Annotated in this window: 11 protein-coding genes; 7 read left to right on the forward strand and 4 right to left on the reverse strand. The window is 68.7% G+C overall.

Annotation, left to right across the window (positions count from 1 at the left end; translation table 11 throughout):
* Positions 1-28: 28 nt before the first annotated feature.
* The gene (gene trpC, locus C3E99_RS09325; RefSeq protein WP_076074984.1) at positions 29-814 is read left to right on the forward strand and encodes an indole-3-glycerol phosphate synthase TrpC; all 786 of its coding nucleotides are present in this window, start codon (positions 29-31) and stop codon (positions 812-814) included.
* Between the two features lie 99 nt (positions 815-913).
* Positions 914-1,588, forward strand: coding sequence for a transcriptional repressor LexA (gene lexA, locus C3E99_RS09330; protein ID WP_067106468.1), 675 nt, complete (start codon positions 914-916; stop codon positions 1,586-1,588).
* On the opposite strand, the gene C3E99_RS09335 is transcribed toward lexA, so the two are convergent.
* Positions 1,542-3,650: a ComEC/Rec2 family competence protein gene (locus C3E99_RS09335; protein WP_234002654.1), complete on the reverse strand. Its 2,109-nt coding sequence runs from the start codon at positions 3,648-3,650 to the stop codon at positions 1,542-1,544. The two genes, lexA and C3E99_RS09335, sit on opposite strands and share 47 nt — an antisense overlap.
* A gap of 119 nt (positions 3,651-3,769) precedes the next feature.
* On the opposite strand from C3E99_RS09335, the gene gltX reads away from it, so the two are divergent.
* Both gltX and C3E99_RS09345 read left to right on the forward strand, forming a co-directional pair.
* Positions 3,770-5,239 carry a glutamate--tRNA ligase gene (gene gltX / locus C3E99_RS09340; protein ID WP_104959723.1) on the forward strand — a complete coding sequence of 490 codons (1,470 nt, stop codon included), beginning with the start codon at positions 3,770-3,772 and terminating at the stop codon, positions 5,237-5,239.
* Positions 5,240-5,278: 39 nt separating this feature from the next.
* The gene (locus tag C3E99_RS09345; protein WP_067106471.1) at positions 5,279-6,562 is read left to right on the forward strand and encodes a citrate synthase; all 1,284 of its coding nucleotides are present in this window, start codon (positions 5,279-5,281) and stop codon (positions 6,560-6,562) included.
* An 81-nt stretch (positions 6,563-6,643) separates the two neighbouring features.
* Here the strand turns inward: C3E99_RS09345 and C3E99_RS09350 are convergent, their stop codons facing one another.
* The 3 genes from C3E99_RS09350 to C3E99_RS09360 are packed head-to-tail and all read right to left on the reverse strand — an operon-like array spanning position 6,644 to position 10,216.
* A complete protein-coding gene (locus C3E99_RS09350; RefSeq protein WP_076074976.1) occupies positions 6,644-8,011 on the reverse strand; it encodes a sensor histidine kinase in 1,368 nt (455 codons plus the stop codon).
* On the reverse strand, positions 8,008-8,922 hold the full coding sequence (locus C3E99_RS09355) for a hypothetical protein (protein ID WP_067106473.1): 915 nt from the start codon (positions 8,920-8,922) through the stop codon (positions 8,008-8,010). Before C3E99_RS09355 ends, C3E99_RS09350 begins: the two co-directional genes overlap by 4 nt.
* Positions 8,923-8,980: 58 nt before the next feature.
* On the reverse strand, positions 8,981-10,216 hold the full coding sequence (locus C3E99_RS09360; protein WP_234002655.1) for a hypothetical protein: 1,236 nt from the start codon (positions 10,214-10,216) through the stop codon (positions 8,981-8,983).
* 369 nt (positions 10,217-10,585) lie between these two features.
* Between C3E99_RS09360 and C3E99_RS20235 the strand changes: the two genes are divergently transcribed.
* The 3 genes from C3E99_RS20235 to C3E99_RS09370 are packed head-to-tail and all read left to right on the forward strand — an operon-like array spanning position 10,586 to position 13,797.
* The gene (locus tag C3E99_RS20235) at positions 10,586-10,708 is read left to right on the forward strand and encodes a hypothetical protein (RefSeq protein ID WP_267894975.1); all 123 of its coding nucleotides are present in this window, start codon (positions 10,586-10,588) and stop codon (positions 10,706-10,708) included.
* A gap of 39 nt (positions 10,709-10,747) precedes the next feature.
* On the forward strand, positions 10,748-13,492 hold the full coding sequence (gyrA, locus tag C3E99_RS09365) for a DNA gyrase subunit A (RefSeq protein WP_104959725.1): 2,745 nt from the start codon (positions 10,748-10,750) through the stop codon (positions 13,490-13,492).
* A complete protein-coding gene (locus C3E99_RS09370; RefSeq protein WP_076074966.1) occupies positions 13,489-13,797 on the forward strand; it encodes a DUF952 domain-containing protein in 309 nt (102 codons plus the stop codon). Before gyrA ends, C3E99_RS09370 begins: the two co-directional genes overlap by 4 nt.
* Positions 13,798-13,811: the final 14 nt, after the last annotated feature.

Below are 13,811 nucleotides of genomic sequence, written 5' to 3' on the forward strand. Positions count from 1 at the left end.
ACGCCCAGCGCCCGGAAAAGCATTCCATATGAACAAATTGACCGAAATCCTCGCCACCAAGGCCGAAGAGGTCGCCGAGCGCCGCAAGAGCCGATCGGTGACGCAGCTTGATGCGATCGACGCGGGCGCGGTGCGTGGCTTCGCGGCGGCTCTCGAGGCGAAGATCGCGGCGGGCGGCTTCGGCCTGATCGCCGAAATCAAAAAAGCTTCGCCTTCCAAGGGCCTGATCCGCAAGGATTTCAATCCGGCGGACCATGCGCGCGCTTATGAAGCCGGCGGCGCGGCGTGCCTGTCGGTGCTCACCGACGCGCCGTGGTTCCAGGGGCATGAGGAATTTCTGATCGCCGCGCGCACCGCCTGCAACCTGCCGGTGCTGCGCAAGGATTTCATGATCGACCCGTGGCAGGTCGCCGAAGCGCGCTCGATCGGCGCCGACGCGATCCTGATCATCGTCGCCGCCCTCGACGACGGGCCGATGCGCGAGATCGAGGCGGCCGCCCTCGAACGCGGCATGGACGTGCTGGTCGAAGTGCACGACGAGGCCGAGCTCGACCGCGCACTCACCCACCTCCGATCGCGCCTGATCGGCGTCAACAACCGCGATCTTCGTACCTTCGAGACCGACCTTGCCGTCACCGAACGGCTTGCGAAGCGCGTTCCACCGGGCACGTTGCTCGTCGGCGAAAGCGGCATCGCCGCCCATGCCGACTGCCAGCGCCTCGCCCGGAGCGGCGTCCATGCCTTTCTGGTCGGCGAAAGCCTGATGCGGCAGGCGGACGTAACCGTAGCGACGCGGACGTTGCTGGAGGGCTGACGGCGTCCACGGCTCAAGCCGCTCCGTCATCGCTTGACAAGTTCCGCTCTGTTCCACTATCGTTCTCTATATGTCCATTGACAGCATGGAGACCGAGAGATGTTGACCGCGAAGCAGCACGAACTGCTCCACTTCATCCAGCAGCGCCTCGACGCGAGCGGAATTTCGCCTTCGTTCGAGGAGATGAAGGATGCGCTCGGGCTCAAGTCGAAATCGGGCATCCACCGGCTGATCAGCGCACTCGAGGAGCGGGGCTTCCTGCGCCGCCTGCCCAATCGCGCCCGCGCGCTGGAAGTGCTCAAGCTGCCCGAGGCGGCGAAGGCGCCGGCGCGCGACACCGTCGTGCCGCTGCGCAAGCCGGCGCCGGCGTTGAAGCCGATCGCCGCCAACGACATCATCGAGGTCCCGCTGCACGGCCGCATCGCCGCCGGCGTGCCGATTGAGGCGTTCGAGGATCACAACCAGCTTTCGGTTCCCGCCGCGCTGCTTGGCGCGGGCGAGCATTATGCGCTCGAAGTGTCGGGCGATTCGATGGTCGAAGCGGGGATTCTCGACGGCGACTATGCGCTGATCCAGAAGGCGAACACCGCGCGCGAAGGCGATATCGTCGTCGCGCTCGTCGACGGACAGGATGCGACGCTCAAATATTTCCGCCGCGAAGGGCCGATGATCCGGCTCGATCCCGCGAACAGCGCCTATGAACCGCAGCGCTACGAGGCCGAGCGCGTCATCGTGCAGGGCCGCCTGTCGGGATTGCTTCGTCGTTACCACTGACCTGTTGCGGTCGCCGCCACGGATGCGCGTCGCCGGCGCGCAGCGCGGTGGCGACATGCGGTCGCTCGCCCAGATAGAGCGCAAGACCGCCGCTCGCTTCCAGACTGTCGCGGTCGATCGTCAGCCAGCGCCCGATGCATTCGCGTGGCAGCCAGCGGTCGCTGATCACCACGTCGGCCGCGGCGCAGGCGGCGGCCATGGCGCGGCCATCGATGCGGTCGCGGCCACGCGCGGCGAGGATGATGCGCCGTGTCGCGCCCTGCCCCTGCCGCCAGCGGCAGAAATCGGCGTTGCATTCGACATGGTCGAGATCGGCGAGCGCGGTGAAGGGGACGTCGATCCCTGCCGCTTCGGCCATCGAATCGCGGATATAGTCCCCCGCCCGCGCGCGTAGCAGCGCATAGCCGCCGCCGGGAACGGCCGCGGCGATGTGGCGTCCGTCGCCGGAGATCAGCAGGTCGGGACGCGGCTGCGCGAGCAGGATGGCGGCCCCCGCCAGCAGCGGCGCCACCCCGGCGAGCCGCCAGCGCGTCTGCCACAGCAGCAGCCACAGGCCGCCGAACAGCGCAAGCGCGAAACCGCCCGGCGGAAAGCTGGGCAGCGTCGCGACGGCTCCCGGCGCCGAAGCGACCCGGTGGGCGAGCGCGATCAGCAACCGCAGCGCCTGTTCGGCGACCCACCAGAAGGGCGCGCCGAGCCCGACGCCGTCGAACAGCAGCGCCAGCGCCTCCATCGGCATGATGACGAAGGTCGTCAGCGGGATCGCGACGATATTGGCGAGCGCGCCGTAAAGCCCCGCCTTGTGGAAATGGAACAGCGCGATCGGCGCCAGCGCGACCTCGACGACCAGCCCCGTCAGTAGCAATCCCGCCGCGGCGCGCAGCAGACGAAGCGCCGTGCCTTCGTCGCGCCGCGCCAGGAACGTGCGCATCCAGCGGCTTTCGTGCAATGCGATGATCGCCGTCACCGCGGCGAAGCTGAGCTGGAAGCTGGGTCCGGCGAGTGCTTCGGGGCGCCACAGCAGCACGAGCAGCGCACCCGCCGCGACGAGGCGCAGCGTGATCGCCTCGCGCCCCATCAGGAAGGCGGCGAGCACGAGCAGCGCCGCGATCAACGAACGCAGCGTCGGCACTTCCGCTCCGGCAAGCCAGGTATAGCCCGCCCCGGCCAGCGCCGCCGCGGCGGCGGCCAGCGGCAACACATGCCCCGCCAGCGCGAGGCGCCGGCTCAGCCCGAGCAGCCGCATCGCGAGCAGCATCACGAAACCGATCACCGCGGTCACGTGCAGGCCGCTGATCGACAGCAGGTGCGCAAGCCCGCTGCGGCGCATCGCCTCGTCATCCGTCTCGGCGATCGCGCCACGGTCGCCGGTGACGAGCGCCGCGGCGACACCGCCGGGCGATCCCGGCACCGCGGTGTGGATATGTGCGCTGAGCCGCGCGCGCAGCGGCTGGCGTCGCTCGCCCGCTCCGGGCGCGCGCGCGACCTCTCCCAGCACCGTCCCGACCGCACCGATGCCGTCGAACCAGGCGCGCTGGGCGAAGTCGTAGCCGCCGGGCAGGTTGGCCGCCGGCGGCGGCATCAGCCGCGCGCGCAGGCCGATCGACTCGCCGGGCGCGATCCCCGCCGCGCGCTCGCCGCTCAGCGTCAGCCGGACCCGCGGCGGCAGGTCGGCGCGCCCGTGCGGCCGCACGATCATCCGCACCGTGCCGCGCGCCGGCAGCGGTTCGACGCTTTCGACCACCGCCGAAAATTCGGTCGTAGCCGGATAGGCGAGCACCGGCGCCGCGACCCACGCGGCGCGCGCCCAGATCAGCAGCAGCCCCGCAGCCATCGTGGCGCAGGCGATCGCAAGGCTGCGCCCGGTCCGCCGCTGCCAGCCGATCAGCAAGCCGCCGCAGACGCCCCCGCCGAGAAGGAACAGCGTTCCGATCCACTGCGCGCGCGCCGGCGCCGCGAACCACAAGCCGATCCCCGCCGACAGCGCGACCGGCAGCCACAGTCCCAACCGCTCGCGCTCGCGGTCGAGCCGGTCCTCCAGCCACGCGAAGGCGCGCCGCAACGCGGCGGCCGCGCTTTCCCCAATGGGCGTTTGAAGCCTCCTTGTCGCCATGCTAGGGGCTGCCCCGACATCGTCCCCGGTCCCCGCCCGGGGCCGCAAGGTGAGTGAAAGAGGCCAGAGTGGCAACCGAAAACAAGACCGATCCCGCCGAAGCGACCGGCACCGACGTGGTGACGCGCTTCGCGCCCTCCCCGACCGGCTTCCTCCATATCGGCGGCGCGCGCACCGCGCTGTTCAACTGGCTGTTCGCGCGGCACCATGGCGGCAAGTTCCTGCTCCGCATCGAAGACACCGACCGCGCGCGGTCGACCGAGGCCGCGATCGACGCGATCCTCGACGGGATGCGCTGGCTCGACCTCGACTGGGACGGCGACGCCGTCTTCCAGTTCGCGCGCGCCGGCCGCCATGCAGAGGTCGCGCAGGAACTGCTCGCGAAGGGCGCGGCCTATCGCTGCTATCTGACGCAGGACGAGCTGGCCGCGATGCGCGCCGAGGCGCAGGAGAAGCGCGTCCCCTTCCGCGTCCGCAGCCCATGGCGCGACCGCGACGACGGCGATCCCGCCGCGCCGCACGTCATCCGCCTGCGCGCGCCGCAGGACGGCGCGGCGACGATCCGCGACCGCGTCCAGGGCGAGGTCACCGTCCAGAATGCCGAACTCGACGATTTCATCCTGCTGCGCAGCGACGGCACGCCGACCTATATGCTGAGCGTCGTCGTCGACGATAACGACATGGGCGTCACCCACGTCATCCGCGGCGACGACCATCTCAACAACGCCTTCCGCCAGCGGGCGCTGATCCACGCGATGGCCGAATCTCACGAGAATTGGCGCGAGCCGGTCTATGCGCATGTGCCGCTGATCCACGGCGCCGACGGCGCCAAGCTGTCGAAACGGCACGGCGCGCTGGGCGTCGATGCCTATCGCGACGAACTCGGCTACCTGCCCGAAGCGGTGAACAATTATCTGCTCCGTCTCGGCTGGGGACACGGCGATGCGGAGATCATCAGCCGCGAACAGGCGATCGAGTGGTTCGATCTCGCGCATGTCGGCCGCTCGCCGTCGCGCTTCGATTTCAAGAAGCTCGAGAATCTGAACGGCCATTATATCCGCGAGGCCGACGACGCGCGGCTCGCCGGCCTTGTCGCGCCGCGCGTCGAGCGGCGCATCGGGCGACCGCTGGACGATGCCGAGCACGCGGTGCTGGTGCGGGCGATGGATGCGCTCAAGCCGCGCGCCAAAACGCTGGACGAGATCGCCGAAGGCGCGCTCTTCCTGTTCGAGACGCTGCCGCTGCAAGTGGACGAGAAGGCCGCGGGGCTGCTAAGAGATGCGCCCGAAGGCCTGCTCGCCGATGCCACCGAAAGGCTGCGCGCCCTGACCGGCTGGAACGCCGAAGATATCGAGGCGGCGGTCCGCGAGACGAGCGAGTCGGCCGGAGTCGGGCTCGGCAAGCTGGCCCAGCCGCTGCGTGCCGCGCTGACCGGACGGTCGGTATCGCCGGGAATTTTCGACGTCCTGCTGCTGCTGGGACGCGATGCGAGCCTGGCACGACTTGACGCAGCGCACAATTTTCCGGCAGGGGCGTAGCCGCAACGGCTCCCGCCCTTACAGATCAGGGGAAGAACAATGACCGACATCGCAAAAATCACCCTGGGCGACAAGACCGTCGAAGATCCGGTGCTGAAGGGCACGGTGGGTCCCGATGTCGTCGACATCCGCAAATTCTATGCCCAGACCGGCGCCTTCACCTACGATCCGGGCTTCACTTCGACCGCGAGCTGCGAATCGAAGATCACCTATATCGACGGCGACGAGGGCGTGCTGCTCCACCGCGGCTATGCGATCGGCGAGCTCGCCGAGCATTCGAGCTTCATGGAGGTCGCCTACCTGCTGCTCAACGGCGAGCTGCCGACCGCCGGCGAACTGGAAAAGTTCGACAACACCATCACCCGCCACACGATGCTGCACGAACAGCTCGCGACCTTCTATCGCGGTTTCCGGCGCGACGCCCACCCGATGGCGATCATGTGCGGCGTCGTCGGCGCGCTGTCGGCCTTCTATCACGATTCGACCGAGATCCACGATCCGCACCAGCGCATGGTCGCCAGCCACCGGCTGATCGCGAAGATGCCGACGATCGCGGCGATGGCCTATAAATATGCGGTCGGCCAGCCCTTCGTCTATCCGCGCAACGACCTCGGCTACACCCACAATTTCCTGCGCATGACCTTCGGCGTCCCGGCCGAGGATTATGAGGTCGATCCGGCGGTGGTGCGCGCGCTCGACCGCATCTTCATCCTCCACGCCGACCACGAACAGAATGCCTCGACCTCGACCGTGCGCCTCGCCGGCTCGTCGGGCGCAAATCCCTTTGCCTGCATCGCGGCGGGCATCGCCTGCCTATGGGGCCCGGCGCATGGCGGCGCCAACGAGGCCGCGCTCAACATGCTGCGCGAGATCGGCCGCCCCGAGCGTATCCCCGAATATATTGCGCGTGCGAAGGACAAGGACGATCCGTTCCGCCTGATGGGCTTCGGCCACCGCGTCTACAAGAACTACGACCCGCGCGCGACCGTGATGCAAAAGACGGTGCGCGAGGTGTTCGCGGCACTGAACGTCAGCGATCCGGTGTTCGACGTCGCGTTGCAGCTCGAGGAAATGGCGCTTAGCGACGATTATTTCGTCGAGAAGAAGCTGTTCCCCAACGTCGATTTCTATTCGGGCGTGATCCTGTCGGCGATCGGTTTCCCGACGACGATGTTCACCGTGCTGTTCGCGCTCGCCCGCACCGTCGGCTGGGTCGCGCAGTGGAACGAGATGATCTCCGACCCCGCGCAGAAGATCGGCCGCCCGCGCCAGCTCTACACCGGCGCGACGCAGCGTCCCTATGTGTCGGTGGAGCAGCGCTGAGCCCATTCGGCGCTCAAGCTACCGCTGGGTTCCGCGTCCCCGCGAAGGCGGGGGCGCAAGCCATCGGCCCCCGCTCTGGTCCTAATCCCGCGCCGGCAGGCTCAGCGTGAAGCGCGCACCCTGCCCCGGCGCGCTGTCGATGGTCAGGTCGCCGCCCATCGCGCGCGCGAGACGGCGCGCGATGTAGAGGCCGAGCCCCGATCCGCCGCTGTCGGTGCGGCCGAGCCGCTCGAACTTCTCAAACACCATATCCTGTTGATCCGTCGCAATCCCCTGCCCCTGATCGGCAACGGTCACGGTCGCGCGGTCGCCCTCGCGATCGACGCGAATCCATATCTGCGAATTTTCAGGCGAATAGCGGATGGCGTTGCCGAGCAGGTTGAGGAGCACCTGCAGCACGCGGCGGAACTCGCCCCACGCGGGCGCCTTGTCGTCGAGGCGCGGCGCGTCGATGCGAATCCTCTTCTCTTCCGCCTTCATGCCGAGCAGCCCGACCGCACGGCGCGCGAGATCGCCGAGGTCGATCTCGTCGCGCGCCGCGCGAAAGCCCGGCCGCTCGATATTCTGGAGGTCGGCAAGGTCGTCGACGAGTCCGAGCAGGTGGCGCCCCGCATGCGCGATATCGCCGGCATAGCGGGCATAATCGGCGCGGATCGGACCGTCGAACTGCCCCGAAATGGTCTCGGCCGTCGCGATGATCCGGCTCAGCGGCCCGCGCAGCGCGCCGTCGATGCGGCGGCCGAACTGCGGGTCGGACAGCGGCAGCGATCCGAAGGCAGGATCGACGCGCGCCGGCGCGGCTGCATCCGCCGCCGCCCCTTTATCAGGCGTCGCGATACCGCGAAAGCCGGTGAAACGCCCGGTCGCATCGAACAGCGCTTCGCCCGACAAGTGCATCGCCAGCGGACCGTCCTCCCCCTCGACGCGCACCCGCTGGTCGGCGAACGGCGCCTGCCGTGCCAGCGCGCGCAGCACCGGAAAGCGACCATCGCCGTCGGGCTGCAACTCGAACAGTTCGGACAGCGAATGACCGGCCCAGCCGCCGGGGATCGCCGGGGCTTCGACACCTGCACGCAGGGCGACCATGCGCAGATGCTGATCGCACTCCCACGCCCACCCTTGCGGCTCGACCGCATCGGCGATCGCCGGCCCCTGCGGTTCGGCGGTCGGACGCGCTCGCCAGTCGCTGATTTCGAGGCTCGCACCGTCGGCATCGGGCAGGATGCGGACGAGCGCAAAAATGTCGCTGTGATCGTCGGCGGCGTGGAGCGGGCGGCTGACGTCGCGCTGCAGCCGTTGCGCGAGCGCGACCAGCCGCGCCAGATGCGGCAGCGCCAGCGGCCGGTTCAGTCCGCCGCCCGCGCGCTGCTGAAGGCGCAGCAGCGGCGCGTCGCCGCCGACCAGCGCGCCCGACCGGTCGACCCGGCCCCGGACGATCCGCTCGCTCATCCTTCCCCCTCCGGCGCCCCGGCAAGCGCCCGGGCGGGCACGCGCGCCAGCGATGCCTCGATCGGGGCGATCGCCCCGCGGTCGATACGCAGCGGCGCGAGCAGTGGTGGCAGGGCGGCGGCTTCCGCGCTCACCAGCGCCAGCGCCATCTCTCCATAGGGACGGCGATGCGCAGCGGCGGCAAGGCCGATCAGCGCGGGCCAGTCATGGCGCATCGCCGCGGCGGCGGCGGCATCGGACAGCGCCCCCTCCGCGACAAGCGCCGTGTGATAGGCGGCGGCGGCGGCGTCGATCCCGCTTTCGGATGCCTGACGCGCCGCGGCGGCGCAGGCCGCGTCATCGAGTTCGGCGACTGCGTTCGTATCCACTCCGGCGTGTGCCTGCCACTCCACGACGTCGTCCAACAGCGCGCGATAGATTTCGGGGTCGAGGTCCGCAACCGCGATGCAGGGATTGCCCAAGGCATCGAAGCGGCGCCGGTCGGCGATCGTCAGGTCGAGATAGGCCTTGTCAACCGGCGCAAGCGGTGCCTGCGGAGCGGCCGGGGGCGCATCCGCCGCGTCCGTGTCGCTCACGCCGTCGGCCGGTGAGGATGTGTCGCGATGCAGCGCCGGCAGCGCACGCCAGCGATGCTCTTCCGCGCGCGCGAAACAGGGCGCGGCGAGCCGTTCGGCGCCGGGCAGCCCTTGTACCAGCCAGTCATGCCACAGCGCTGCCGGATCGATTCGCACACCGAGCGCTGCGGCCGCCTCACCGACGAGCCGGCGCGCGATTCCGAGGGTCAGCGCGCGCTGTTCCTCGGTCAGCCGGTCGGTCAGCGGCGCCGCCAGATGCGCGGCAACATCGCCGAGACGCGCCGACAGCGTCGGCGACGGCAGGGCGATGCCGGAAAAGGCGGAAGAGTCACTCATGCGCCTGTCGCCATAGCAGCATGGCGTTAATGCGCCCTAAACCTTCCAGCGCTTTGGTTTAGCGGGGTTCCGGCCGGCGCGCGAGGCGCAGCCACAACAGGATCTGGAACAGCGCCAGCAACGGCAGGATCGCGAACATCAGCGGCGCGATGCCAAGGATCAGCGCGGGCGCCAGCAATATCCACGCCTCGTCGGTGTCGGGAAGCAGCCAGTGGAAGCGGCGCGTCTTTCCCGAATCTTCATAGAGCCAGCGCGCGAGCAGGATCGTCGCGGCGAGACAGGGCGCAAGCGCCGCCTCCGCGAAGCGCGGCATCAGACGATCGGGTCCGCCGAGCGACACCAGCCACGGATAGGCGCCCAGCAGCAGCCAGCCGAAGGTGCGAATCACGCCGCGCACCCGGTTCTGCGCCGCGCTTTCGGCGCGAAAGGCGGCAAGGAAACGCATCGCCGCCAGGCCGAGCCCGCCGAGAATCGCCACCAGCGCCCCCGCCGCCGCCAGCCCGCCGGCGGCAAGCAGCGCGACGGCGACCCACAGCAGCGCGGTTGCATAGGGCAGATAGCGCGCGGTGCGAGGCGAACGCACCAGCAGCGGCCCGGCCAGCCGCACCAGCGGCATCATGATCGCCGAGCGCCCGAGCCCCATGCCGCCATATTCGACCTGTTGCAGGCTCGATTGCTCGATCAGCGCCGCGGTGGGCCGGTCGGCGACGATCGCGATCTCCCCCTGTTCGAACAGCGCGGGTTCGCAATAGAGGCGGCGCGCACCCGACTGCACCGCGAGGCGCAGCAGCGTCAGCATCATGTCCCACTCGCCCGGCATTGAGGCGAGATCGGCGACCATCGCGTCCGAGATGCAAGCGAGCCCGCCCCAGCGCCGGGTCGCATCGATCCGCTCGAATCCCTGCGTCAGCATCGTGTCGCCGGTGACGAGAATCGCGGGCGCGCCCGGACGCGCGATCGCGGCATAATGGGTCCCGCCCGCGCGCAATCCGTCGGCGACCAGGATGATGCGGTCGTCGGGCTGGACGAGCGCCATCAGGTCGCCGGCCGCGCGGACCGGTGTGACCTTGAGTCCGCGGCGGCGGATGCGGTCGCAGGTCGCGAGCAGTTCGGCGGGCACCGCGCCCACCGCCACCGCGATATGGGTGACCCCGGCATCGGCGAGCCGCGCCGCCTGCCGCTCGATCAGCGTCTCACCCGCGATCGCGACGAGCGCGCGCAGCCCCCCGTCGGGCAGCGTTTCGCTGGCGCCGACGAGCGCGATCAGGGCCACCGGCACCCCCCAGGCTGGCAAAAGACCATCGTTCGCGAACCTTTAGGGGCCGACAGGCGATTGGCAAGCAGCTTGTCCGCCGCCATGACGCCACGAAAAGGCGCGGAAGGGCGCGGAAGGGCGCCGGCTTCGGGCGAGTTCGATCCTCTCCGCCTCGTCACCCTGAACTTGATTGGCATATGCGCCCTTCAGGCACGTAAGGCGTGTTCCCCGGCGAAAGCCGGGGTCCAGATGGCGCTGCCCCGCGTGGCCCCCGGCTTTCGCCGGGGAGAACGGTTACTTGTCCGAAAGGGATAATTGCCAACTTCGTTCAGGGGCCACGGCCTGCTCTCGAAACAGGCGCAATGCGGAAAGGAGCGGCTCCGCCATGGATGCTGGAATGAGTTCAGCATGACGAAGCTGGAGAAGTGGCGTTTTGCCCGAAATCGCCCGCATGATCGCAAACCGGATACTCGCCAAAAAATCAGCCAGAATCGCCCCGAATCACTGGCCTTTTCCGCCGCCATGGGCTAGGCTGGAACCACCTCCCGAAAGAAGAAAAAAGGCCGGGTCTTGACCGAAGAAAATACGCCTGTTCCGCCGTCCGAGGACGGCATTTCGCCGATCAATATCGTCGACGAAATGAAGACCAGCTATCTCGATTACGCGATGAGCGTGATCGTCAGCCGCGCGCTGCCCGACGTGCGCGACGGGTTGAAGCCGGTGCATCGCCGCATCCTTTATGCGGCACAGGAAGGCGGCTTCATTCCCGGCCGCCCGTACAAGAAATCGGCGAAGATCGTCGGCGACGTGATGGGCAATTACCACCCGCACGGCGACAGCGCGATCTATGACGCACTCGCGCGGATGACGCAGGACTGGTCGATGCGCGTGCCGCTCATCGACGGTCAGGGCAATTTCGGGTCGATGGACCCCGATCCGCCGGCGTCGATGCGGTATACCGAGGCGCGCCTTGCCAAGGCGGCGATGTCGCTGCTGGGCGACCTCGACAAGGACACGGTCGACTTCCAGCCAAACTATGACGCGAGCCGCGAGGAGCCGCAGGTTCTGCCGGCGCGTTTCCCCAACCTGCTCGTCAACGGCGCGGGCGGCATCGCGGTCGGCATGGCGACCAACATCCCGCCGCACAATCTGGGCGAGGTGGTCGATGCCTGCCTGGCGATAATCGACCGCCAGCTCGAGGGCGGGACGCCGCTGTCGACCGAGGAACTGATGCAGATCGTCCCCGGTCCCGATTTCCCGACCGGCGCGATGATCCTGGGCCAGGGCGGCGCGCGCAACGCCTATGCGACCGGGCGCGGCTCGATCATGATGCGCGCGACGCACGAGATCGAGGAAAGCCGCGGGCGCGGCGAAGGGCGCCGGTCGATCGTCCTGACCTCGATCCCCTTTCAGGTCGGCAAGTCAGGGCTGGTCGAGAAGATCGCCGAGGCGGCGCGCGACAAGCGGATCGAGGGCGTCGCCGACATCCGCGACGAATCGAACCGCGACGGCGTGCGTGTCGTCATCGACCTGAAACGCGACGCGACGCCCGACGTGGTGCTCAATCAGCTCTGGCGGCATACCCCGGCACAATCGAGCTTCCCCGCCAACATGCTCGCGATCCGCGGCGGTCGCCCGGAGATGCTGGGGCTGAAGGACATATTGACCTCCTTCATCGCCTTCCGCGAAGAGGTCATCACCCGCCGCTGCAAGTTCGAACTCGCCAAGGCGCGCGACCGGGCGCACATCTTGCTCGGGCTCGTCGTCGCGGTGTCGAATCTCGACGAGGTCGTCCGCATCATCCGCGGCTCGCCGTCGCCCGCCGCGGCGCGCGAGGCGCTGCTGCTGCGCGAATGGCCGATCGGCGAGATCGCGCCCTATATCCGCCTTGTCGAAGCGATCGAGGGCGAGATGGAGGCCACCGCCACCTATCGCCTGTCGGAAATCCAGGTGAAGGCGATCCTCGACCTGCGCCTGCACCGGCTGACCGCGCTCGGCCGCGACGAGATCGGCAACGAACTCAAGGAGCTGGCGAGCGAGATTGAGGAACTGCTTTCGATCCTCGCCGACCGCGTCAAGCTCTATAGCGTGATGCGCGAGGAGCTGGTGCAGGTGCGCGCGGAGTTCGCAACGCCGCGCCGGACGCTGATGGCGCCCGCCGCCGACGGTATCGACGACGAGGATCTGATCGAACGCGAGGAGATGGTCGTCACCGTCACCCTCGACGGCTATATCAAGCGCACCCCGCTCGACACCTTCCGCGCCCAGCGCCGCGGCGGCAAGGGCCGCGCCGGCATGGCGACGAAGGACGAGGATGTCGTCACCGAATTGTTCGTCACCTCGACGCACACGCCGGTGCTCTTCTTCTCGACACTCGGCAAGGTCTACCGGCTCAAGGTGTGGCGCCTGCCCGAGGGCGGGCCCGCGACGCGCGGCCGGCCGATGATCAACCTGCTGCCGCTGGCGCAGGGCGAGACGATCTCGACCGTCCTGCCGCTGCCCGAGGACGAGGCCGAATGGGGCGCGCTACACGTCATGTTCGCGACCGCGAAGGGCAGCGTGCGCCGCAACAGCATGGACGCCTTCACCAACGTGCCGTCGAACGGCAAGATCGCGATGAAGTTCGAGGGCGAGGACGAGGACGACCGGCTGATCGGCGTCGCGCTGCTGGGCGATAACGACGACGTGCTGCTCGCGACGCGGCAGGGCAAGGCGATCCGCTTCGCCGGCGACGAGGTGCGCGCCTTCCAGAGCCGCAATTCGACCGGCGTGCGCGGCATGAAGCTGGGTCAGGACGACGAAGTCATCTCGCTGTCGATCCTCCATCGCGGCGGAATGCGCGATCAGGACGAGCGCGAGGATTATCTGCGCTTCGCCCCGTGGAAGGCCGAAAAGGAAGGGTCGCCCCAGATGAGCGAGGAGCGCTTCGCCGAACTGGCGGGACGCGAGCAGTTCATCCTGACCGTGTGCGCGGGCGGCTATGGCAAGCTGTCGTCGGCCTATGAATATCGCCGCACCGGCCGCGGTGGCCAGGGCATCACCAACATCGACAACATCCGCCGCAACGGGCTGGTCGTCGCGAGCTTCCCCGCGACGCAGGCGCATCAACTGATGCTCGTCACCGATCAGGCGAAGCTGATCCGCATGGGCCTCGACAGCCTGCGCGTCATCGGCCGCGGCTCGGCCGGTGTGCGCCTGTTCGACGTCGCCGAGGGCGAGCAGGTCGTCTCGGCCGCGCTGATCGAGGACAGCGACGAGGAAGAGGCGATCGAAACCGCCGAGGCCGAAACCGCGACGGAGGCGCCCTCGGAATGAGCGCCGCGACGGCCTTCAAGGTGCTGACCGCACAGCAATGGGCCGATTTCGAGCGCGAGCATGTGTTCCGGGGCGCGCCGGTCGATATCGCCGACGGCTATATCCACCTGTCTACCGCCGAACAGCTCGACGAAACGCTGGCGAAGCATTTCGCCGGCCAGACCGACCTGCGCATCGCCGAAATCGACCTGACCCGGTTCGGCAATGCGGTGCGATGGGAGGAATCACGCGGCGGCGCGCTCTTTCCGCACCTCTACGCCGAACTGCCGATGCACGCGGTGGTGGGAGTACGGACGCGCGATTGACGGGCGATCCCTTC

It is taken from the genome of Sphingopyxis sp. MG (assembly GCF_002953155.1).
Taxonomy (GTDB): domain Bacteria; phylum Pseudomonadota; class Alphaproteobacteria; order Sphingomonadales; family Sphingomonadaceae; genus Sphingopyxis; species Sphingopyxis granuli.

Excerpts from the sequence above, each read along its gene's own strand:
- trpC (WP_076074984.1), top strand. The coding sequence starts at position 29 with ATGAACAAATTGACCGAAATCCTCGCCACCAAGGCCGAAGAGGTCGCC.
- lexA (WP_067106468.1), top strand. The coding sequence starts at position 914 with ATGTTGACCGCGAAGCAGCACGAACTGCTCCACTTCATCCAGCAGCGC.
- C3E99_RS09345 (WP_067106471.1), top strand. The coding sequence starts at position 5,279 with ATGACCGACATCGCAAAAATCACCCTGGGCGACAAGACCGTCGAAGAT.
- C3E99_RS09350 (WP_076074976.1), bottom strand. The coding sequence starts at position 8,011 with ATGAGCGAGCGGATCGTCCGGGGCCGGGTCGACCGGTCGGGCGCGCTG.
- C3E99_RS09355 (WP_067106473.1), bottom strand. The coding sequence starts at position 8,922 with ATGAGTGACTCTTCCGCCTTTTCCGGCATCGCCCTGCCGTCGCCGACG.
- C3E99_RS20235 (WP_267894975.1), top strand. The coding sequence starts at position 10,586 with ATGACGAAGCTGGAGAAGTGGCGTTTTGCCCGAAATCGCCCGCATGAT.
- C3E99_RS09370 (WP_076074966.1), top strand. The coding sequence starts at position 13,489 with ATGAGCGCCGCGACGGCCTTCAAGGTGCTGACCGCACAGCAATGGGCC.